This is a genomic window from Fusibacter sp. QWL-12 (assembly GCF_058683495.1).
This window is the reverse complement of record NZ_CM178745.1, coordinates 1,452,451-1,474,491: the sequence shown is the minus strand read 5'-3', so window position 1 is coordinate 1,474,491 and position 22,041 is coordinate 1,452,451. Positions and strand designations below refer to the sequence as shown.

At 37.0% G+C, this 22,041-nt stretch carries 20 protein-coding genes and 1 riboswitch; of the genes, 19 read left to right on the top strand and 1 reads right to left on the bottom strand.

From position 1 onward, the window contains the following. Positions 1–311 precede the first annotated feature (311 nt). The 12 genes from murA (at position 312) to AC4PID_RS07365 (ending at position 13,688) form a co-directional block, all read left to right on the top strand. Entirely contained in the window at positions 312–1,574 is a 1,263-nt protein-coding gene (murA, locus tag AC4PID_RS07420; RefSeq protein WP_492134936.1) for a UDP-N-acetylglucosamine 1-carboxyvinyltransferase, read from the top strand. A 65-nt stretch (positions 1,575–1,639) separates the two neighbouring features. Beyond that, the gene (locus AC4PID_RS07415) at positions 1,640–2,668 is read left to right on the top strand and encodes a rod shape-determining protein (protein ID WP_492134935.1); all 1,029 of its coding nucleotides are present in this window, start codon (positions 1,640–1,642) and stop codon (positions 2,666–2,668) included. 135 nt (positions 2,669–2,803) lie between these two features. Then, positions 2,804–3,754 carry a quinolinate synthase NadA gene (gene nadA / locus AC4PID_RS07410; protein ID WP_492134934.1) on the top strand — a complete coding sequence of 317 codons (951 nt, stop codon included), beginning with the start codon at positions 2,804–2,806 and terminating at the stop codon, positions 3,752–3,754. Between the two features lie 9 nt (positions 3,755–3,763). Beyond that, positions 3,764–5,245 (top strand): L-aspartate oxidase, encoded by a 1,482-nt coding sequence (locus tag AC4PID_RS07405; protein WP_492134933.1) that lies wholly within the window; start codon positions 3,764–3,766, stop codon positions 5,243–5,245. Then, positions 5,232–6,053, top strand: coding sequence for a carboxylating nicotinate-nucleotide diphosphorylase (gene nadC, locus AC4PID_RS07400; protein ID WP_492134932.1), 822 nt, complete (start codon positions 5,232–5,234; stop codon positions 6,051–6,053). The genes AC4PID_RS07405 and nadC overlap by 14 nt, the downstream gene beginning before the upstream one ends. 52 nt (positions 6,054–6,105) lie before the next feature. Next, complete coding sequence (locus AC4PID_RS07395) at positions 6,106–6,657, top strand: GNAT family N-acetyltransferase (RefSeq protein WP_492134931.1); 552 nt, start codon at positions 6,106–6,108, stop codon at positions 6,655–6,657. A 487-nt stretch (positions 6,658–7,144) separates the two neighbouring features. Beyond that, positions 7,145–8,218: a flagellar hook-basal body protein gene (locus tag AC4PID_RS07390; protein WP_492134930.1), complete on the top strand. Its 1,074-nt coding sequence runs from the start codon at positions 7,145–7,147 to the stop codon at positions 8,216–8,218. A gap of 12 nt (positions 8,219–8,230) precedes the next feature. Further along, positions 8,231–9,025, top strand: a complete 795-nt coding sequence (gene flgG, locus AC4PID_RS07385) for a flagellar basal-body rod protein FlgG (protein ID WP_492134929.1) — start codon at positions 8,231–8,233, stop codon at positions 9,023–9,025. Between the two features lie 54 nt (positions 9,026–9,079). Next, positions 9,080–9,490: a rod-binding protein gene (locus AC4PID_RS07380; protein WP_492134928.1), complete on the top strand. Its 411-nt coding sequence runs from the start codon at positions 9,080–9,082 to the stop codon at positions 9,488–9,490. A 100-nt stretch (positions 9,491–9,590) separates the two neighbouring features. Further along, complete coding sequence (locus tag AC4PID_RS07375; RefSeq protein ID WP_492134927.1) at positions 9,591–10,826, top strand: patatin-like phospholipase family protein; 1,236 nt, start codon at positions 9,591–9,593, stop codon at positions 10,824–10,826. Positions 10,827–10,887: 61 nt separating this feature from the next. Next, positions 10,888–12,558: a phospho-sugar mutase gene (locus tag AC4PID_RS07370; protein ID WP_492134926.1), complete on the top strand. Its 1,671-nt coding sequence runs from the start codon at positions 10,888–10,890 to the stop codon at positions 12,556–12,558. Then, on the top strand, positions 12,558–13,688 hold the full coding sequence (locus tag AC4PID_RS07365; protein WP_492134925.1) for a hypothetical protein: 1,131 nt from the start codon (positions 12,558–12,560) through the stop codon (positions 13,686–13,688). Before AC4PID_RS07370 ends, AC4PID_RS07365 begins: the two co-directional genes overlap by 1 nt. Positions 13,689–13,834: 146 nt before the next feature. Here AC4PID_RS07365 and AC4PID_RS07360 read toward each other — a convergent pair whose 3' ends face one another. After that, the gene (locus AC4PID_RS07360) at positions 13,835–14,038 is read right to left on the bottom strand and encodes a hypothetical protein (RefSeq protein WP_492134924.1); all 204 of its coding nucleotides are present in this window, start codon (positions 14,036–14,038) and stop codon (positions 13,835–13,837) included. A 199-nt stretch (positions 14,039–14,237) separates the two neighbouring features. Beyond that, positions 14,238–14,337: riboswitch (SAM riboswitch) on the top strand. A 113-nt stretch (positions 14,338–14,450) separates the two neighbouring features. Here AC4PID_RS07360 and metK point away from each other — a divergent pair. The 7 genes from metK to flgK all read left to right on the top strand — a co-directional run bounded on the left by metK (position 14,451) and on the right by flgK (position 22,031). Continuing rightward, complete coding sequence (metK, locus tag AC4PID_RS07355) at positions 14,451–15,644, top strand: methionine adenosyltransferase (protein WP_492134923.1); 1,194 nt, start codon at positions 14,451–14,453, stop codon at positions 15,642–15,644. Positions 15,645–15,922: 278 nt separating this feature from the next. After that, positions 15,923–18,142: an SF1B family DNA helicase RecD2 gene (gene recD2 / locus AC4PID_RS07350; RefSeq protein ID WP_492134922.1), complete on the top strand. Its 2,220-nt coding sequence runs from the start codon at positions 15,923–15,925 to the stop codon at positions 18,140–18,142. Between the two features lie 15 nt (positions 18,143–18,157). Beyond that, positions 18,158–18,928 (top strand): ComFC family protein, encoded by a 771-nt coding sequence (locus tag AC4PID_RS07345; protein WP_492134921.1) that lies wholly within the window; start codon positions 18,158–18,160, stop codon positions 18,926–18,928. Positions 18,929–18,937: 9 nt separating this feature from the next. Beyond that, a complete protein-coding gene (locus AC4PID_RS07340) occupies positions 18,938–19,354 on the top strand; it encodes a hypothetical protein (RefSeq protein ID WP_492134920.1) in 417 nt (138 codons plus the stop codon). A gap of 74 nt (positions 19,355–19,428) precedes the next feature. After that, the gene (flgM, locus tag AC4PID_RS07335; RefSeq protein WP_492134919.1) at positions 19,429–19,716 is read left to right on the top strand and encodes a flagellar biosynthesis anti-sigma factor FlgM; all 288 of its coding nucleotides are present in this window, start codon (positions 19,429–19,431) and stop codon (positions 19,714–19,716) included. A 71-nt stretch (positions 19,717–19,787) separates the two neighbouring features. Continuing rightward, positions 19,788–20,282: a flagellar protein FlgN gene (locus tag AC4PID_RS07330; RefSeq protein WP_492134918.1), complete on the top strand. Its 495-nt coding sequence runs from the start codon at positions 19,788–19,790 to the stop codon at positions 20,280–20,282. A gap of 96 nt (positions 20,283–20,378) precedes the next feature. Then, entirely contained in the window at positions 20,379–22,031 is a 1,653-nt protein-coding gene (flgK, locus tag AC4PID_RS07325; RefSeq protein ID WP_492134917.1) for a flagellar hook-associated protein FlgK, read from the top strand. The last annotated feature ends 10 nt before the right edge of the window (positions 22,032–22,041 follow it).

Sequence of the window (22,041 nt, the reverse complement as noted above, 5' to 3'; positions counted from 1 at the left end):
TGATAAAAGAGAATCTCAAATGAGATTCTCTTTTTATTTTTCCGTACCAGAAGATTTTCATTTGTCATACTTTATTACAAGGTAATCTGAAATCGTTACCAATGATTTGTGAACTTAGTCCTATTTTCCCTCATTAATAAGTAATATTATACAAAAAAAGATAAAAAGGTATAGATAGTATGCCCTTTTTTATATATAATAATAAATGACTATGACCAGTTTTAACTGGTTTACTATATCCAGTTGTGAATTATGAAATTACTTTAGATAGAGTCTCAGCATAATATCATCTATATGATAGGAGGATCCATTTGGCAAAGTTATTGGTAGAGAAGAGCGGGCCGCTTAGAGGCACCGTAAAGATAAAAGGCGCAAAAAATTCGGTATTAAAATTAATGGCTGCATCGATATTAGCAGATGATAGCTGTACCATAGAAAGTGTACCAGAGTTACTTGATGTAGAGGTTATGGCGACTCTCCTCGAGTCATTAGGCTTAAGAGTAGATTATAACAGAGAAACTGAAGTGATAGAGACTTACCCAGCAGAGGACTTAAAATGTGAAGCACCTTATGATTTGATTCAAAAGATGCGTGCTTCTTTTTTAGTGTTAGGTCCATTACTTGCTAAAAAAGGGATTGCAAAAGTTTCGATGCCGGGTGGTTGTGCGATTGGAGCAAGACCGATTGACCTTCACTTAAAGGGTTTTCAAGCATTAGGTGCTGAAGTTACTTTAGGCCATGGTTATATAGAAGCAACAGCAGATAATGGTCTGGTTGGTTCTGAAATTTACCTCGACTTTCCAAGTGTGGGTGCAACTGAAAATATCATGATGGCAGCGACGATGGCAAAAGGTCAAACGCTGATTCAAAATGCTGCAAAAGAGCCTGAAATCATTGATCTAGCGAATTTCCTCAATGAAATGGGTGCTAATGTTAAAGGTGCCGGTACAGATACCATTCGTATTAATGGGGTTACTTCCCTTAAAGGTGCGAAACATCAAACGATACCAGATCGTATCATCGCAGCGACATATATGGTAGCAGCTGCTATTACTAAAGGTGATATTACAATAGAGAATGTTGTTTCAAGTCACGTTAAGCCAGTCACAGCAAAATTACGTGAAATGGGAGTTACAGTTGAAGACGAAGACGATCGTATCAGAGTTTATACGGATGGTCCGCTTAAGTCTGTCGATGTGACAACGCTTCCATATCCTGGTTTTCCAACGGATGCACAAGCTCAATTTATGGCGCTTTTAGCGATTAGTGAAGGAACAAGTGTCATATCTGAAACGGTATTTGAGAACCGTTTTAGACATGTCGCTGAGATCAATCGCATGGGTGCAAATGTTAAAATTGAAGGCCATAGTGCTGTCATTCAGGGTGTTGATTCATTACAAGGCGCTCAAGTAAAAGCGACTGACTTAAGAGCAGGTGCTGCTTTGGTACTTGCAGGACTTGTAGCAGAAGGTATCACAGAAATCGATGAGATTTATCACATCGATAGAGGCTATCCACAAATCGAAAAAGATCTTGTAAGCTTAGGTGGTAAAATCAAACGCGTTGAGATTTAGCTATCTGCGAACATCTATAAATGTAATGAATTTTGATAAAACTAACTAATGGAAGGTGGAACGCGATGTTCGGTGTTGGTTCGGAAATCGGTATAGACTTAGGTACGGCGAGTGTACTCGTCTACATAAAAGGAAAAGGCATTGTATTAAGAGAGCCATCTGTGGTTGCTATTGATAAAAATACAGATCGCGTTTTAGCGGTTGGTAATGAAGCGCGTAAAATGCTGGGTCGTACACCTGGTAATATCGTTGCGATAAGACCACTTAAAGACGGTGTTATTTCGGACTATGATGTTACAGAGCGTATGTTACGCTATTTCATAAATAAAACTTGTGGTAGAAGAAGATTATTTAAGCCTAAAATTATCATCTGTGTGCCAAGTGGTGTTACAGAAGTTGAAAAAAGAGCGGTTTTAGATGCAACCATGGAAGCCGGTGGAGGAAAAACATTTCTAATTGAAGAGCCAATTGCTGCTGCTATTGGTGCTGGTCTTGATATTACAAAACCAGATGGCAATATGGTAATTGATATCGGTGGTGGTACATCAGATATTGCAGTCATTTCTTTAGGTGGCATCGTTGTTAGCACTTCCATCAAGGTAGCAGGTGATAAATTTGATGAAGCAATCATCAAATACATGCGTAAAAAGCACAATCTACTAATAGGGGAAAGAACGGCTGAAGAACTGAAAATTAATGTAGGCACTGCTTATCCAAGAACGAAGTCAATTAAGATGGACTGTCGAGGAAGAGACCTTATAACCGGTTTACCAAAGAACATCTCTATCTCAAGTGAAGAGATGCAGGAAGCATTACAAGAAGTTGTTAACTCAGTTGCCGATGCGGTTCACTTTGTTCTAGAAAAAACACCACCTGAGCTCGCTTCTGATATTAGTTCAAGAGGAATTGTCATGACGGGTGGCGGATCACTTTTACATGGTCTCAACAAATTGATCGAAAAAAGAACTGGAATTCCAACCTTTATTGCTGATGATGCAGTTAGCTGTGTTGCAAAAGGCACAGGTATGTCACTTGAACATTTGGATATCCTTGAGAAAAACATGATGACCACAGCAAAAAAGAAATATTTATAAGTTAAAGATTAACCCTTTGCGAGGTAATACTCACAGAGGGTTTTTTAGTTTGTTGAAGTTTTTGGCGAGGTATGGTATAGTGGTGAGGGTTTTATGAATATACAAGTGTATATACAGGAATAACGGAGGTACAAAATGTCACAATTGAGTTTAAAATTGGAACACATTACAGCAGAATCGATCGATGAAAAAATAGAAGTAATAAAGAAATTAAAGCTGGAAAAAAGGGCAGTGATATTAGCACATCACTACCAAAGTATGGCAGTTAAAGAAGTGGCGGATTTTATTGGTGATTCATTGGAGTTATCTAGAAAAGCATCACAAGAAACGTCTGATTTTATCATTTTTTGTGGTGTTCATTTTATGGCTGAATCAGCAAAACTACTTTCTCCTGACAAAAGGGTTTTTCTTCCGAATCAAAATGCAGGCTGTCCAATGGCAGATATGGCCACGAAAGAATGGGTTTTAGAGAAAAAGTTAGAACATCCCGAGGCGGCTATTGTAAGCTATGTCAACACTTCGGCGGAGGTTAAGTCTATAAGTGATATTTGTTGCACTTCATCAAATGCGATAAAAATAGTGAGTGGACTGTCTGAGAATGAAATAATTTTTGTTCCAGATCAAAATTTAGGAAGTTACGTTCAGAAGCATGTGCCATCAAAAAACATTCATTTATGGCGTGGCTTTTGCCCGACGCATCACCGTGTGGAAGCTGACGCTGTGTTGTCTATGAAAGAAAAGTATCCAGAGGCACTCGTTTTAATCCATCCGGAATGTAGACCTGAAGTTGTTGCATTAGCGGATGTTATTGGCAGTACTGCACAAATTATCAAAACTTGTGAAGAGAGCGATTGTGAGGCGTTTATAATAGGGACTGAGCTCGGTGTGGTAGAGACATTAAAGAAACAATTCCCTAGCAAGCGTTTTTATCTACTTGATGAAGCAATGGTGTGTCCAAACATGAAGAAAACAACTCTTGATGATGTTATTGACACGCTTGTTAACCAAACAGGAGAGATTTTTATAGAAGAGGAAATTCAAGCCTCTGCCAGTCAAGCCATTAAAGCTATGTTAGAACGGTCGTGATTTATGGAAATGAAAAAGTACGATGTCATTATACTTGGAAGTGGAATCGCAAGTCTTTTTTTGGCAATTAATCTAGATGCTGACCTTAACGTACTTATTTTAAACTCTGGTTTAAGTAAAGAGGCGAACAGCTATCTTGCACAGGGCGGAATTGCAGCAGCAGTGGGAAAAGACGATGGTTGGATGCATCATTTTGAGGATACAATGGTAGCGGGACATGGCTTTAACGATAAGAAACGAGTTGAGCTGATGGTAAAGGAAGGCTCTAGTGTTATTCAAGATTTGGTAGCGTTAGGGGTACCATTTGATAAAAACAAAAAGGGAGAATTTGCGTTAGGTCTAGAAGGTGCACATAGTTTTCCTAGAATTATGAAGGCAGGTGATCGTTCTGGGGAAGCCGTTATGGATACTTTGTGGTTTAATCTGAAGAGTAGACCCAACATCACTTTTTTTGAAAATTGCTTAGCCTATCAGATCAACTCCCACCAAGAGGGATTCTTGGTGCATTCGATTTCGACATTGACAGATGCCACTACCTTAAAAAATATGAATCATTTTCTTGGTGCAAAAGTCGTTTTTGCTACAGGTGGTATTTCAAAACTTTATCACAGAACCAGTAATAAATCCATAGGATATGATGGCTTAGCGTTAGCAATTGATTTAGGGCTAAAGTTAAGCCATGTCAGCTGGATTCAATTTCACCCTACGGTTTTTTATAACCTTAAAGGACAACAAGAAGGTTTTCTTGTTTCAGAAGCTGTAAGAGGTGAAAGTGGTATGCTACTCAATCAAAATGGGAATAGATTTATGAATCAATACCATCACAAACTAGAACTTGCACCTAGAGACATCGTATCTTCTGCTATGATTAAAGAGCTGAGTCAACAAGAGCTACCTTATCTTTATTTGGATGTTCGTCATATTGGCCAGAAGAAAATGATGCAAAAGTTCAGTAAAATAACAGCTTATTGTAATCAAGAAGGCTTAAACTTAGACAAAGATTTGATACCAGTTGCACCGGGTGCACATTATACAATGGGTGGGATTGATGTGGATCAGTTTGGAAGAACCTCGCATGAAAATATTTATGCTGTTGGTGAGTGTGCGCATACAGGGGTGCACGGTAAAAATCGCTTAGCGAGTAATTCGCTGCTTGAGGCACTCGTATTTTCAAAAATAACAGCAAAGGAAATTAACGAAATGAAACGTGGGCATGAAAAAATGGTTCAGGTTCATTTGGATCATGCTAGAAAAATCCCACACTACAATGTAAAAATTGATGAACTATCCATTTGGATGGACAATAACATGGCAGTTAACAAAAATTATGAACAAATTGCTTTAATGAAAGCTCAGATCGACTCCTTGATGCAAAATCCAGAAGAATATGTCGTCATAAATGTGGATGATATTAGAGCGAACAATGCACTTAAGGCTTTTCAGAAAATGATAAATGAGACATTAGAGGAGAAGAATAATGCAAATAAATAAAATACTTCAGATGGCATATGAAGAAGACATCAGTTCAGTTGATCTAACGAGCGAAGCTATATTTACTGATTCTGATGTAACTACTGCAGTGCTTATCTCTAAGGATAATGGTGTTTTATCTGGAATAGAGGTATTCCAGGCAGCGTTTGAATATATTGATCGCTCCATTTATTTTGAAAAGTATAAATCAAATGGTGATCGACTAAGTAAGGGTGATATTATCTGTAGAGTTAAAGGTCGAACGAAATCGATTTTAACTGCAGAACGAGTGGCGTTAAATCTACTTCAAAGAATGTCTGGTATAGCAAGTTTGACACAAGCATGTGTTGATGCTGTAAAAGGAACCAATACAAGGATTGTAGATACACGTAAAACCGTTCCTGGCCTAAGATTTCTGGATAAGCAAGCTGTAAGGCAGGGGGGTGGCTACAATCACAGATACAATTTATCTGATGGTGTACTGATAAAAGACAATCATATTAAAGCTTGTGGGAGTATTGAAAATGCGATCTTAAAAGCAAAAAAATACGTGCCACATACGATAAAAATTGAAATTGAGGTTGAATCTGTTTCTGATTTTATTACTGCTCAAGCTGCAGGTGCAGATATAATCATGCTTGATAATATGTCGAATGAAGATATGATGAGCTGTGTTAAGCTTAAAAGAGAAGATTGTTTATTAGAAGCGAGTGGCAACATGAGCTTGGATCGTTTATGTGATGTGGCAAAGACAGGGGTGGATATAATCTCTATAGGTGCTTTGACGCATTCTGTAAAAGCGATGGACTTAAGTCTCAGATTTGAATAGTTTAATATTGGGATTAGTAGTATAATAAAAAAAATGAATCTTGGGGGCTACTATGACAATTATATACTCTGAAAGACTTCTAATACGCGACTATCTAGAATCTGATTTTGAGAACTTTTATAATTTGACTCAAGATAAAGAAGTCGTGTGTTGGATGCCAGATGCGTATCCTGAAAGTAAAGATGAGACATTGGAGCTTTTCTTTGATGCGTTAATGGAGTCAAAGAAAGAAAAGCGAAAGAAGTTCTATTATGCCATCACCGATCAAAGTACAGGCGCATATATTGGAGAGGTCGGTTTTAGAGTGATTCATCATACAGAAGAAGGTGCTGTTGTAAACATTGGTTACTTTATTGACCAAAGATATTGGGGGCAAGGTGTTGCGACAGAAGCAGTTAAGGCAGTTGTAGCGTATGGGTTTGATAAATTTGATATCTTGAAATTTGAGCTATCTTGTAGTGCGCAAAATATTGGTAGCATAAAAGTTGCTGAAAAGAATAATTTTGTTAAGGAAGCAAGTAAAGTGAAATCATTGCTTTTAAACGGTACCCTACATGATCAGTATGACTTTAGAATGTTAAAAGAAGAGTTTATGGTACTTTAAATATGAAACGGAAAAATGATTGAATTTAAGGGTTTAATAGTTTGTTTTATAACAAACTATTAAACCCTTTTTTAGACCTAAGTTAAGATGAGATTAAGTATAATCAGCACCATATAAAAAAAACTGTCCATCAAGACAGTTGTTATAATTTCATATTTAAAAGAAGTAATTGGGTTTTAGAATTTAAAAAAAAAGGTGGAATGACGCGAACGGACGGTCATTCCAAAAATGAGGAAATTGAAATTAATAAAGGGTATGGTATTTTAACCTCTTAAAATATAACACAATGATAAAATTACGTCAATCGAACCAATCATAATATGTGAAAGTGCACTATAGAAATACTTAATAGTTTACAATTTAACAATTATAAATTCTGTATATACACTTATAAAAATATCAATTTTGCCTCAAATATCCTTAAATTGCTCTAAAGTTTTGGAAAATGAATGACGATAACATTTGTGAATGCAATTTGGAGGAAATTATGATAAAAGGTTTATACATCGGTGCTTCAAGCATGATTACAAATATAAACAAGATGGACGTAATAGGCAATAACCTTGCGAACGTTAATTCAACTGGATTTAAGAAAGACAGAGTTCAGGTGGAGTCGTTTAATGCAAGGCTATTGACGCGAATAAACGGTTCAATGTATCCGGTAGAATCAGGTACGGGATCTGTAACTTCAACCACAACAGATGGAGAAGTTTATGCAGAAACGACTAACGGCTACTTTAGAGTCGATACTGAAAATGGCGTTCATTATGCAAAGAGCATGATTTTCTTCAAAGACAAGGACGGCTATTTAAGAACCATTCAAAAAAATATTGGTGGTTCTATTGATTATTTAAAAGGGGATTTGGTGCTCAATAACAAAGGTCAATCGATTTATGTTGGTGACAACGAGTTCACTTTAGACGATTCTGGTAACATCCTCGTCGGTGGTGCGACTACAGACAATTTATTGGTTGGCATTGGCCCCAACGACATCGGGACCATCAGCGCAGGAATTAAAGGCTACTATGTTATGACGGATTTTGAACAAGGCCAACTTGAGATGACAAATAATCCATATGATCTTGCGATAAAAGGCAACGGTTTTTTTAGTGTCAGCACGTCAAATGGTGAATATTATACGCGTGATGGTGTATTTACCATAAATAATGCTGGTGAACTTGTAAATTTTGATGGTGCAAAGCTCGTTGGACTAAATGGGCCAATCCTTATTGAAGATAGCAATTTTAGCGTTAATGAGTTTGGTGAAGTGATCCAAAATGGCGAGATTACAGATAAGATAAAAATGACCTCATTTACAAATATGGGCGATTTATATAAAGTGGGTACCAGCTATTATTTAGAACAACCTACTATGACGGGTGAAAAGGTTGATTTTGAAGGTGAAATCATTCAAGGTTACCGTGAAAGCTCAAATACAGATGCTGTAACTGAAATGATTTCTCTTATTGAAATGAACCGTAATTATGAAACAAGTCAAAAAGTAATTACGACAATTGATGATATGATTGGTAAATGTGTTACTGAACTAGGAAGAGTCTAGGAGGCGTAAATTATGAAAGCGATGTGGTCAGCAGCTTCGGGTATGAAAAACCTTCAGCTTAAAATTGATACAATATCTAATAACTTAGCGAATGTGAATACAATCGGTTTTAAAAACCAACGTGTCGAATTTAAAGATATTATGTATGAAAGACTAGATCAAAGTGCAAAACTTGCTGATGAGGGTAGACCTGTCCCTATAGAGATTGGACACGGTGTAATGATTTCAGCTACATTGAGAGATTTTACAACTGGCAATCTTCAACAAACTGAAACGCCTACAGACTTGGCGATTAATGGGGAACACTTTTTTAAAGTCATCGATAACAATGGCAATACGAGATATACTAAAGATGGTAGTTTCAAGATCGCTTCGACAGAAGAAGGTGCGGTATTGGTAACCTCTGATGGCTATTATGTTCAAGGCATAGATGGTAATATCGTGCTAGGTGAAAATGTATCTGAACTGAGCATAGACAGCCAAGGATTTATCCGAGTTAAACGAGATGGCGGCGAAGAATATGAAGATATTGGTCAGATTTCGTTGAATAAATTCGTCAATCCAGCAGGTCTTGAATCAGTTGGTAAAAACTTATATAAGGAAACAACTGCTTCTGGCGCTGCATTTGAAGGTGTGGAAGAAGGCGATAAAACAGAAGTGTGGCAAGGATTTATCGAAAATTCAAATGTTCAGATCGTTGATGAAATGATTAACTTAATCACAGCTGAAAGAGCTTATGAAATCAATTCGAAATCCATTCAAACTGCGGATAGAATGCTTGAAATCGCCAACAATCTAAAAAGATAATTAAAACTCAGAGCGAGTGAATAGATTAATTTGTACCTAAGGATGTGAGCAAATATGAAAATAGATGCAACGACGTTAAGCAGTACCTATCAATCGAGCTTAACAGGGGAGAAAGAAACTGCAGAAGTTGAGTCCTTTAAAGACAAGCTGGAGCAGGCAGCTTCTTCTAAAGACCTTGATAAGCTTAAAGAAGCAAGTCAGGAGTTTGAAGCATACTTTGTTAATACGCTTTTTAAAGAGATGAGAAAAACCATTCAAGATGGTGGCTTGGTTGAGAAAAGTCAAGCTAGAACCACCTTCGAAGAAATGCTAGATGAAGAAATGTCAAAGTCTATTAGTAAAACTGGTGGCGTCGGACTAGCAGATATGATTTATAACAATATGCTAAAGGTCTATCAATCAGTCGACCCAGATGAAGTTGAGCCAAGCGAAATTGAAGATGCTCATGTAGACATTCAAGGATAAATATAAAGCCATTGCAATTATTGAATTTGCAGTGGCTTTAATTTTTTTTTATTATCTACGCAGAAAGTTGGTATATAATGGATAGGTACAAGGAGGCATTATGATAGGTGTTGCTTTAGAAGGTGGCGGTGCTAAAGGTGCATTTCATGTGGGTGTACTAAAAGCACTTAAAGAATGTGGTGTAGAATATGACGGTATTGTTGGGACATCAATTGGAGCGATCAATGGTGCATTCGCGGCAATGGATCAATTAGATACCCTTGAGCAAATATGGTTGTCTACAACGATTACCGATATTATCGATGGGGATCCAAACATTTTGGAACAAATTGCAAAAAACAAAGTGCCTTTAGATCCCAATATAATCAAGCGAATGGTAGATGAAGTGGTGGTCAATCGTGGTTTTAATATATCGCCACTTAAGGATAAACTAGCAATGTTGATAGATGAAAAAAAGCTCCGGAATTCCAATAAAGCTTTCGGTCTTGTAAGTGTCTCATTAACAGATCTTAAACCGATTGAGGTTTTTGTCGATCAAATTCCGATAGGAGAGTTGCATGACTATATTTTAGCCTCAGCAAGCTTACCTACTTTTCAGGATCACTTTGTCGGAGGTAAGCGCGTGATTGATGGCGCATTTTACGACAATCTTCCCATATCACTTTTACTTGAGAAAAACTATGATCTCATATATGCAGTAAGAGTTTTTGGAATGGGGCGTATCAAAAAAATAAGTAAAAAAGATAGAGAAAAAGTCATCTATATTGAACCCTCGGATGATTTGGGTAAAGTACTTGAAATTGATTTGGAAAAAGCTAAAAGACACATAGAGCTGGGCTATTTTGATGCGATGCGCGTTCTAAAAAAACTTTATGGCAAGAGGTATTATATTACGAATATGCCAGATGAGTTAAGTGTTTTAGCTAGACTTGTAGGTTTAAGTTCAGAAGTGTTAGTTAAAATTGGGACTTTTATAGGAAGTGATTTTTCAAGTCATAGAATGCTATTTGAAGAGTTATTGCCTTTGATTGCAGATTTACTAAAGATAGACAAATCTGAAGATTATAGCGCATTAATTTTAGGCTATTATGAGTTTTTAGCGGAACAGGCAGGTATCAATCGATTTGAAATTATGACCTATGAGGCGCTCGTTAGTCGTGTAGATGCTTATTACTTAAATGAGCAACAGATTCCAATGGTAAAAGATGAGCTTTCAAAATTATTGATCAATGCGATCCCCAATAAAGGGTTTTTGTTGTTTCCCAAAAATTTGAGAACAGAACTGTTAATCCACCTGTATATGATGGTGTTGAAGCCAGAGAATTCACACACCTAAATCGTGCAATATTACTTTTTTTATGGTAAAATTGTTGAAAAGTCAACTGAAAGGAGACGTTATGAACGCTGAAGCGTATTATTTAAAGTGGTTGAATGATTCTTATTTTGATGAGGCATTTAGAGAAGAATTGAAAGCGATAGAAAATAATCCTGAAGAAATTGAGGATCGATTTTATAAAGATTTAGAATTTGGAACAGCTGGGATGAGGGGTGTTATCGGCGCTGGAAGAAATCGTATCAATCGATACATTGTACGTAAGGCAACTCAAGGCTTTGTTAATTTTCTATTAGAGAGAAGAGATACTATTGATACAACAAAATTTGATAAATCAGTTGTCATCGCTTATGACTCTAGAAGAAAATCATTAGAGTTTGCCATGGAAACGGCTCGAGTTATGGCTGCTAATGGTGTTACGGCATATGTATTTGATGATGTGAGAACGACACCAGAGCTTTCTTTTGCTGTAAGAGAGTTAAAATGCATGGGTGGCGTTATGATTACCGCAAGCCACAACCCACCACAATACAACGGATATAAGGTATATGATGAAACTGGCTGCCAATTGGTGCCACATCTTGCAGATGCTTTAGTAGAACATGTTGAGGCGATTACAGATTTTGAACAAGTAAAAATTATGGATCGTAAAATCGCAGTAGAAAATAAACTTCTCAAAGTGATAAACGAAGAGGTGGATTTACCATATATTGAAATGGTTAAAAAGGTAACCTTCAGACCAGAGTTACTAAAAACATCTAATTTAAAAGTCGTCTATACGCCTTTACATGGTACAGGTGGACATACCATTTCGAGAGTATTAAAGGAAATGTCATTCTCAAACTTAATTAAAGTAGATGAGCAAATGGCTCCAGACGGAGAATTCCCAACCTGTAACCAACCGAATCCTGAGAACGTTGAAGCGTTTGAATACGCAATAAAAACAGCGACAAAGTACGATGCCGATTTATTAATTGCAACGGATCCAGACTGTGATAGAATCGGTTTAATGATTAAAGATGGTAATCATTATAAAGCAATCAATGGCAATCAAATTGGTTCTTTATTTGTGGAATATGTCCTTTCATCTAGAAAAGATCTTTCGAAAGAGCATTTCATTGTTAACACAGTTGTTTCTTCGGATTTGGCAAAGGCACAAGCTGAGTTTTTTGGCGTATCACTTAGAAAAACACTAACGGGTTTCAAATTTATTGGAGAACAAATCGAAAAAGATCCAAGTTTATTTGTTATGGGCTATGAAGAAAGCTATGGCTATCTCTTTGATCCTCATGTCAGAGACAAAGACGCTGTAATGGGGACTTTAATGGCGATCGAAATGGCAGAGTATTACCTCAGCAAAGGACAATCTTTAAGTGAAGTACTTGAAAGCATCTATAAGCGTCATGGGTATTTTGTAGATGAGACAATCTCGAAAACCTTTGAAGGCAAAGAAGGTGGCGAACAAATGAAAGCGATTATGGCACGCTTTAGAGAGGCGTCAGATGACCTCTTTAAGTATCAGTCAAAAATAGACTATCTCATCGATGAAACAGGACTTCCAAAATCAGATGTCATCAAATTCTATTTAGATGATTTGTCTTGGATGGTATTGCGTCCTTCTGGTACTGAGCCTAAGCTAAAAGTCTATTTCTCTATTTGTGATGCAGACGCTGTTAAAGCTAAACAAAAGTTGGATTATTATAAAACACACATGTTAGAGAAGGTTCTTAGCTAATGTTTGATGTGAAAACATCTCAATTAAAATTTGTAAAGGCTGAAGCGACGAACACGAGGTTGATGGGTGTTGTCGGGGTTGTCGCAAGATTTCTAGACGAAGGACTTCGAGAGATCGTTCAAATATACCACTTGGATTATGAGGTCTACGGTATAGATGGCATATACCATTTAATAGAACCCAGTGATCAGGAGTTGGAAAATCTGATATTGATGGTGACTGGTGGCTTAGGTGGAGACTTTATAGAAATAACAGAGGAAGCATTCTACCACCTTGTTCTTTCAGCTTATGCAGTCGATAAAAATAGCGTCGAAACACATGTGGATTTCGACGCTTTCTCAGAGACTTTTTATAGCTGGGAAGATCATTTAAATGCAGTGAAACAAGCGGAACTCTATATTAGATTAGCACCTAAATTAGACACGAATATCGCAATTATCAACTATCTGATGATGCGTTTGGTGGGAAAAGACTTCATAGCAGCTAAAATACTAATTGATCCGCAATACGAGGTTGAACTTCACTGTCTTGAACTACCTTATACGCTAATTAAAAACACGATTAAACTGGTCTCTGAAGATACAAAGATTGCACATTATCGAGTGGAAGCCTTAATTGATTTTGATGAAAAGTACAAGTTGATGCTCTTTGATGTCGAGCTATCAAAATCGACAAACTTGGTAGTTGGCTTAGTTCATACAGAGTCATTGACCCTTTCTAGTATCGAAGCGGCTTTTAATCTCAACAAGTCTGAGCATATTATCGTCAGTCAAGTGACGGATCATTTCTTCGAGCGAAGATTCTCTAAAAGCAATCCGGAGATGATGAAGCAGACTTACTATCAAGGCAATTTATATATCGAGTTTAATAAGGATAATGGACACGTCAATCAAAACCCATATTATTTGAATGGGGATATCTACGCCATGTATTTTTTCTCAAGATCAGGTCATTTTTTAGTTGCTTCTTTGGTTGAAGAAAATCTATTAAGTATCGATCAAATGCTCCAGGATCAAAATTTATATGAAGAAAGCTTACAGTTTATCTGTGAACTGAAAACCGACGATCCTGTATTGTACTCATATATCAATAGTGGCTACGATACCATTTTTGACTTTTTATCTCAGTAGCGGTTATTCGGATGATTCATAGGATAAGATTTTAAATGAATGTAACTACTGATAAGTTTTTTCAAAGAATATTGCTTCATACTGGATAATAATTGACATTAAAATACCCCATTTGTTTAAAATGGGGTATTGTTATTTATATAGGTTTAATTGTTTTTCACAGTCGGTTCAATATAAATGTGATTAACTTTTCCAGATTCATAAGCTTTGTATCTCAGAAGTTCCTTTTTCAAAAGATCAATTTCTTTTTCAACTTCCTGACAAGCAAAAACGGCGTTTTTTTGCCTCAACTGTCTCAGTTGGAATGACCTAGATTCAATTTCAGCCATAATACGTTCAACGTAGTTCATTTATAACTCCTCAATCTATTAAAGAAAATGGGGCAATTGACTTTATCTATAACTTGAATATCGGCATTTCCACAAATTAGTTTATGCTTATTTGGCAGTTGTGTCAAGATTGTATTAAAAATATTTCGGAATGTTTATAATAATATTATTGTAATTCACAAAACCTTGTGATACTATAGTCAAGTAAATTTAATAGTAATCCTTATCAAGAGCGATGGAGGGAATAGGCCCTATGAAGTCCAGCAACCGGTTATACACGGTGCTAAATCCTACAGGTATGGATACCTGGAAGATGAGGTTGTAGAAAATACACCCTCTTCTTGTGAAGAGGTTTTTTTATGCCTACGATTCATCAAATGCGATTAAAGGATTCCGCTGCGTTAGCAGCACTAGATCATTGGAGGTGTATTTAATGTCAAGAAAAAGATTATTTACTTCTGAGTCTGTAACTGAGGGTCATCCTGATAAAATTTGTGACCAAATTTCTGACTCGATTTTGGATGCGATTTTTGAGCAAGATCCAACAGCTAGAGTTGCATGTGAAACCTCTGTAACAACAGGGTTGGTGCTTATTGCCGGTGAAATTACTACAAATTGCTATGTTGATATTCAAGGCATTGTTAGACAAACAATTAAAGAAATTGGATATACAAGAGCGAAATACGGTTTTGACGGCGACACATGTGGTGTTTTAGTTGCGATTGACAAACAGTCAGATGATATCGCAATGGGTGTTGATCAAGCACTTGAAAGCAAAGAAGGACAAATGAACGACGAGGTTGAAGCAGTAGGTGCTGGCGACCAAGGCATCATGTTTGGATTTGCATGTGATGAAACTGAAGAATTAATGCCATTACCGATTTCTTTAGCGCATAAATTAGCGAGAAGATTATCTGAAGTTAGAAAAGATGGTACTTTATCTTACCTAAGACCAGATGGTAAAACACAAGTAACCGTTGAATATGATGAGAACGGTAAACCAAGCAGAATTGATACAGTTCTAATCTCGACACAACACAGTGCAAAAGTAAAAAGAGAGCAAATTGAAGCAGATTTAATTGAACACGTTATTAAGCCAATCATTCCAGCAGATTTATTTGTTGATACTAGAATTTTAGTTAACCCGACTGGTAGATTCGTAATCGGTGGTCCTCAAGGGGATGCTGGTTTAACTGGTAGAAAAATCATCGTTGACACTTACGGTGGATATGCAAGACATGGTGGTGGTGCATTCTCTGGAAAAGACCCTACAAAGGTTGACCGTTCTGCTGCTTACGCTGCAAGATACGTTGCTAAAAACGTTGTTGCTGCTGGCCTCGCGTCAAAATGTGAAATCGAACTTGCCTATGCAATCGGTGTTGCACACCCAGTTTCTATCTTAGTTGAAACTTTCGGTACTGCAAAAGTATCTGAAGATTTAATCAACGATTTAGTGGAAAAACACTTTGACTTAAGACCAGGTGCAATCATCAGAGATTTAGGCTTAAGACGCCCAATCTACAAACAAACTGCAGCATATGGTCACTTTGGTAGAACTGATATCGATTTACCATGGGAAAGAACAGACAAAGCTGAAATTTTAAGAAAAGAAGCTTTTAACGCGTAATAGTAACGTAGAAGCCTATAGAACATTTTAATTATGAACCTCTTAAAGCAATCTGCTTTGAGAGGTTTTATTTTACCTATTTGCAATATAAGTCTAATAGATAAAAAAACTCTCGTAGGAGGCTCCGCAGGGTAACGAGGACCGGTCCTCTGAAGAGAGTTGTTTTTATCTATTAGACGAAAGTAGCTACAAGTACATACAGATTAAGTGTTGACTAATGATTTTAATGTAAAATTATGTTAAACTATGAACATAAGTTCGTATTTTAGAGGTGCTCAGTGAATCGGAATGACGATTATGAAATTTATGAAGGTATCGTAGAGGATATCATCTATTATAATGAAGAAAATGGTTATGTGATTGCCAATATAGATATATATAATGAGTTAATCTGCATCAAGGGACTCATCCCATTTTTAAAAGAAGGGGACCACATCCGTGTAACTGGGGTTATGGAGGTCCATAATTTCTATGGTGAGCAACTAAATGTGAAACACGCAGAGCATTTAAAGCCAACGGAAAAGGATGAGATCTATAACTACCTTTCTTCAGGTATCATCAAAGGCATAGGTGAGTCTACTGCCGGATTGCTCGTTTCAGCTTTTGGAGAGCGAACACTTGATGTCATACAATATGAGCCTGAAAAACTTCTGGAGATAGCTGGAATAGGTCCGAAAAAGCTAGAACAGATTATTCTATCTTATAAAGAACAGTATGAGCTACGTGATTTTATCATCTATTTTCAAAACTTGTCTATTTCCATCAATTTGGCGATGAAGATTTATAGAAAGTTTGGTCAAGAAGCGATAGCAATCGTCTCAAAAAACCCGTATATACTTGCTGACGAACTGGTAGGTGTTGGGTTTAAACAAGCCGATCAGCTCGCGATGCGAATGGGGATCGACTTTCATTCACCTTATCGTATTGGGTCAGGGATTTTATATATGCTTAATAAAGAAGCGGGTAATGGTAATACTTTTACCTATGAGGACTATCTCATAAGCAGTGTGAAGCTTGAACTAAGAGTTAAAACTGAAGAGATTGAATCAAGACTGACAGAGTTAATCGTCGAAGGCGATGTTGTTAGAGCGGGTGATTCTGATGGGAAAAGCATTTACTATTTGCCAGCCTTGTATTATGCAGAGGGACAAGTTGCGAGTAAACTGTTAAACATACAGGCAGAGGCAAGTGAAATTAAACATACTTATGTTGAAAGATATATTGAAGAATTTGAAAGTACAAGAGGCATTTTGCTTGCAGAAAAACAAAAAGAAGCTGTGGCAGAATCCATCAAAAGTGGCGTGTTTGTTTTAACGGGTGGGCCTGGAACGGGAAAAACCACTATCATTAATGCAATCATCGGTATCTTTGAATCAGTTGGTAAAGAAATTCTACTGGCTGCACCGACAGGTCGAGCTGCTAAAAGGATGACAGAGGCAACACAAAGAGAATCAAAGACCATTCACAGATTATTGGAGTTTCAAGGTGAAAATCAGTTTCAGAAAAATTCGGACGATCCTTTAAAGGCAGATGTTATTATCATCGATGAAATTTCTATGGTGGACATCCTGCTAATGTACCGATTTTTAGATGCGGTACCGACCGGTGCACACCTTATCTTTGTGGGGGATGCGGATCAGCTACCTTCTGTAGGTCCGGGGGCAGTTTTGAAAGATCTACTTTCTTGTGAGTGGATTCCTAAAGTCGCTTTAAATGAGATTTTCAGACAAGAGGAAACTTCATTAATCGCCTTAAATGCGCATATGATCAACAAGGGGGAGCAACCGATTTTAAATCGATCAGATAAGGATTTTTTCTTTATGAATCGCACTAAAGCGGAGGACATTGTCGAAGAAATCAAATCACTCATTAAAGATCGTCTCCCAAGCTACTACAATTTAAACCCTCTTGAGGACATACAAGTAATTTCACCAGTCAAAGGTAGCGGTGTGGGAATTGACGTGCTCAACGAAGTTTTACAAGCAGTTATTAATCCTATGAGTGATAAGAAAGCAGAGTATCACAATGGCAAGCGGATCTTTAGAACAGGCGATAAAGTCATGCAGATAAAGAATAACTATAACATCGAATGGACGACCAAATGGGCAGAAGAGGGAAAAGGCGTTTTTAATGGTGATATAGGTTTTATTAAGGAAATCGATCTAATTGATCGTACGATGACGGTTCTATTTGATCTTGAAAGAGAGGCTGTATATGACTTTTCTGCCCTGGATGAACTTACTTTAGCCTATGCAATTACAGTGCATAAAAGTCAAGGGAGTGAATTTAAAGCAGTAATTATGCCGATGGCATTTATTCCGCCAATGCTGATGAGTCGAAATATTCTTTATACGGCCATCACTCGTGCTAGAGAGCTGGTTGTGCTTGTTGGGGAAAAGCGTGCATTGTCTCAGATGATCCAGAGAACGCATGAAGCAAAACGAAATTCAGGACTTTCTCAGAAACTTGCGTTACTTTCTATGATGATTGGGGAATAAGATGAAGAGGGGAATATGATGAATATAAGAAAACTATTTTCTGATATACACCAAACGTTTTTAGAGAGTGTGTTTCCTCAGAATTTAACTTGCCATGCATGTGATGCTGAGCTCGAACCAAGAAGTCAGGAAGTTTATTGTGACGACTGTATGCAGCAATTAATAAAGATAGAAAGCAATGTTTGTTCAAAGTGTGGTAAACCAATTGAGTATGTCTATGAACAGCTATCGGAATACAGATACAAATGCAAAGAATGCCAGGAATCCTTCCATTATTTTAGAAAACATAAGTCATATGCTTTATATGAAGGGAGCATTAAGGTATCTTTAATGAAGCTGAAATATAAAGGTGATGCCTATCAATCGGTTCAAATGGGACGCTATTTAGCAAAAGTACTCAATGATGATAGTTTTGAATCTAAGTATGATTATATCGTTCCAGTTCCGATTCATAAAATTAGAAAATGGCAAAGAGGGTACAATCAGTCTGAGCTCATAACAGCGGAGCTACTTAAGGTTATAAAGATAAATGTTCCGACTAATTTACTAAAGCGTATAAAACATACAAAAAAGCTGAAAGCCATTGGAAGAGAAGAGCGTAAGCGGATTTTGAGGGATGTTTTCGTACTAGACCGAAAGTATCAAAATCTAGTAAAAGGTAAAAAAATCCTTTTAATTGACGATATATATACTACGGGATCAACATTAAATGCCTGTGCAAAGGTTCTATATGAATCTGGATGTGAGATCATCGACTGCGTAACAGTTGCGAGGGCGGTTGAATAGGAGGCGAATATGACTGAAGAAGGAAAATCTAGTGTTCTAATAAACTGTAAAAAATGTAATCGTTTGTTTTCATCAGTTGATGGTGCAACCTTATGTTCCAGATGTAATGAAAGTGCGGATGAAGGCTTTTCTGTCGTTCGAGAGTATATTTATGATAATCCATCTTCAAGCATTAAGGAAGTAAGCTCTAACACGGGTATTGAAAGTGAGCTAATTCTCAGATGGATCAGAGAAGGTAGAATTGTTTTATCAGAACATGCTAACATATCCTTCTGCGAGAGATGCGATGCGCCAACGGATGGCGGTAGATTCTGTGGTAAATGTATACGAGAATTATCGGACGGTCTAAAGAAGGGAATTACTGCAGACGAGATCGAAAAGAAAGGTGCTGGGATGCACATTCGAGAAATTGATCGAAAAAAATAATAAAATAGTGCTAAACTTACCCCCGTATATGCCGATATACCTAGTAGAGAAATCGGCCTACGGGGGTGTTTTATATGAAGATATCAAATCAAATGAATATTCAAAACGTCTTACAGACTTATGGAAAATCTGTTAAGAAAACTGAAGCAACTGATAAAGTTGTAAAAGCAAGTGACAAAGTTGAGATTTCTAGTGCAGCTAGAGAAATTCAGATCGCTAGAAAAGCGTTATCTGATGTACCTGATGTTAGAACTGATAAATTAGAGGAAATTAAACAGCTTATGGCTTCTGGTAATTATAAGCCAACAGCGGAAGATATAGTTGATAAAATTTTTTCCGGTATCGACGCTAAGAAAATTTAAAGCCGATTTCTTATCCCCCAAACAACTACCGGACGTTTCGTCCGGTTATTAATTTATTAGGAGTGTATTCTATGTCAAAAAGTGTTGAGCAATTGGTGCAGACCTTAGATAAAGAATCTGAAATCTATAGAGATTTACTAAATATAGCAAAGCAAAAAAGAGAAGTGATAAAGGCACAAGATATTGATCAATTGCAATCAATGGTCAATGAAGAGCAAGGATTAATTGTATCTCTATTTAAACTTGAAGAACTAAGGGAAAAAGTAGTCGACAAAATCATGAGAGAAGAGAAACTGGATTTTGTTGAAAATGTAACTCAATTGGCACAGCTTTTAAGTGTAGATGCAAAAAATAAAGTGCTCGAAGCTAAGAATCAATTGTTGGTTCTGGTAAAAACTGTGAATGAAGAGACGCGCTTTAACAGTGTTTTATTAGAAGAACGATTAGAGTTAATTAACATGAACATTAATTTGTTAACTCAATCGGGTCTCGATAGTGGTGTCTATAGCAAAAAAGCGGATTCGGAAGAAAATGATCGAAGAAGCTTATTTGATGCTCGCGTTTAATAGATGAAATGCGAATTAAAATTCTAGTAGGTAAGTAAAACATGTGCCTAAATTTCTGATGGATTTATAGGCATTATTTTAAGATAGGAGAGTTATATGTCATCTGGTTTTCTTGGATTAAATACAGCGCTTTCCGGACTTTTTGCAAATCAAAGGTCACTTGGAATTGTATCGCACAATATCGCTAATGCAAATACAGAGGGCTACTCAAGACAAGTTATGAATACAGTGGCATATAAGCCTCAAGTACTTCCCGGTGGCATGGGCACACTTGGTGTTGGGGTAGATGTTACTGCGGTTAAACAGGTAAGAGATAGCTACTTAGACTTTAAATATAGAGTAGAAACCAGTGTTAAGGGTGAGTGGGATGCCAGAGCAAGCGTTCTCACTGAGCTTGAAGGGATTTTTAATGAGCCATCAGATTCAAGTATAGCAGAGCTTTTAGATCAGTATTACGAGTCATTACAAAGTCTTCAAAAGAATCCTGAAAACTTAACAGCGCGTACACTTGTAAGACAAAATACGATTGCACTTTCAGAAGGTGTTCAGCGTATATCGACGATGCTCAAAGATCTTCAGGCAGACTTGAACTTTCAGTTTAAATCAGCTGTTGAAGAAGTAAATGCTTATGCAGATCAAATTGCAAAGCTCAATGAGACCATCTATAAAGCTGAACTTGAAGGTGGAATTGCAAATGACGTACGCGATCAGAGAAATGTGTTATTAGACAAATTATCAGAGCTGGTTAACATCGATTACTATGAGGATGATCAAAATAGATTTTATGTTTTAGTAGGTGGACAACAGCTTGTTGCACATTATCGTGCAGACACACTGGAATTAGTACCGAGAGAAGACAAGCTAAACGCTGATGATGGCGATGGCATATTAGATGTCCAATGGTCAAATGGTAATAAACTCAATGTTAGCTCAGGTAAAGTACTAGGCTTAAAAAATGTAAGAGACAATATCGATGGAGATAATAAGGGTATTCCTTATTATGTAGATAAATTAAATGAATTCGTTGATACCTTCAGCGATACGTTCAATCAAATTCATCAGGATGGTTATGGTTTAGATGGTAGTACAGGCTATTATATGTTCACAATCAATAATATGACCACTGCTGAATATAAGAATTATCTTTTAACCAAGGGCTTTGATGGTCAAGCCGCAATTGAAGTTACTTCATCTGTTATGAGCGGTGTTTCTGCATTGCCTGAAGATGAACAACAAGATAAGATCGCTTCGAATATTAAAACATTAATTGAAAATAACCCAAGCTATCAAGATAAAACAGTTAAGATGATTGATGGTAAGTATTATGTTGTCGATCGAGTCAAAGCATCGGAAATTACTATTGCCAAAGATCTAGAAGATCTTAATAAAATTGCGGCAGCTGTTAGACTTGAAGACATACCAGGTGACGGTTCTAATATACTAAAAATGATTGAAACAAGACATAATGTAACGCTTTATGAATGGGGTGCTCCAGAAGATTATATTAAATCACTTGTTTCAAACTTAGGGGTCGATGCAGCTGAAGCAAATAGAGTAGCGACCAATCAAGCGCTGTTAACAAACGAATACTCAACTGCGAGAGACTCTATTATGGGTGTTTCACTTGATGAGGAAATGGCGAATATGATTAAATATCAAACGGCATATAATGCCAATGCGAGAATGGTAAATGTATTTGACGAGATGTTAGATCTTGTGGTCAATCGACTGGGAACAGTAGGTAGATAGGAGTTAAATT

What these genes read in the sequence shown, in the direction of transcription:
- nadC (WP_492134932.1), top strand. Translation starts at nt 5,232, where the DNA reads ATGCAAATAAATAAAATACTTCAGATGGCATATGAAGAAGACATCAGT.
- AC4PID_RS07365 (WP_492134925.1), top strand. Translation starts at nt 12,558, where the DNA reads ATGTTTGATGTGAAAACATCTCAATTAAAATTTGTAAAGGCTGAAGCG.
- AC4PID_RS07375 (WP_492134927.1), top strand. Translation starts at nt 9,591, where the DNA reads ATGATAGGTGTTGCTTTAGAAGGTGGCGGTGCTAAAGGTGCATTTCAT.
- AC4PID_RS07405 (WP_492134933.1), top strand. Translation starts at nt 3,764, where the DNA reads ATGAAAAAGTACGATGTCATTATACTTGGAAGTGGAATCGCAAGTCTT.
- AC4PID_RS07390 (WP_492134930.1), top strand. Translation starts at nt 7,145, where the DNA reads ATGATAAAAGGTTTATACATCGGTGCTTCAAGCATGATTACAAATATA.
- AC4PID_RS07370 (WP_492134926.1), top strand. Translation starts at nt 10,888, where the DNA reads ATGAACGCTGAAGCGTATTATTTAAAGTGGTTGAATGATTCTTATTTT.
- AC4PID_RS07395 (WP_492134931.1), top strand. Translation starts at nt 6,106, where the DNA reads ATGACAATTATATACTCTGAAAGACTTCTAATACGCGACTATCTAGAA.
- AC4PID_RS07340 (WP_492134920.1), top strand. Translation starts at nt 18,938, where the DNA reads ATGACTGAAGAAGGAAAATCTAGTGTTCTAATAAACTGTAAAAAATGT.
- AC4PID_RS07330 (WP_492134918.1), top strand. Translation starts at nt 19,788, where the DNA reads ATGTCAAAAAGTGTTGAGCAATTGGTGCAGACCTTAGATAAAGAATCT.
- AC4PID_RS07380 (WP_492134928.1), top strand. Translation starts at nt 9,080, where the DNA reads ATGAAAATAGATGCAACGACGTTAAGCAGTACCTATCAATCGAGCTTA.
- metK (WP_492134923.1), top strand. Translation starts at nt 14,451, where the DNA reads ATGTCAAGAAAAAGATTATTTACTTCTGAGTCTGTAACTGAGGGTCAT.
- nadA (WP_492134934.1), top strand. Translation starts at nt 2,804, where the DNA reads ATGTCACAATTGAGTTTAAAATTGGAACACATTACAGCAGAATCGATC.
- AC4PID_RS07415 (WP_492134935.1), top strand. Translation starts at nt 1,640, where the DNA reads ATGTTCGGTGTTGGTTCGGAAATCGGTATAGACTTAGGTACGGCGAGT.
- flgK (WP_492134917.1), top strand. Translation starts at nt 20,379, where the DNA reads ATGTCATCTGGTTTTCTTGGATTAAATACAGCGCTTTCCGGACTTTTT.
- AC4PID_RS07345 (WP_492134921.1), top strand. Translation starts at nt 18,158, where the DNA reads ATGATGAATATAAGAAAACTATTTTCTGATATACACCAAACGTTTTTA.
- flgM (WP_492134919.1), top strand. Translation starts at nt 19,429, where the DNA reads ATGAAGATATCAAATCAAATGAATATTCAAAACGTCTTACAGACTTAT.
- flgG (WP_492134929.1), top strand. Translation starts at nt 8,231, where the DNA reads ATGAAAGCGATGTGGTCAGCAGCTTCGGGTATGAAAAACCTTCAGCTT.
- AC4PID_RS07360 (WP_492134924.1), bottom strand. Translation starts at nt 14,038, where the DNA reads ATGAACTACGTTGAACGTATTATGGCTGAAATTGAATCTAGGTCATTC.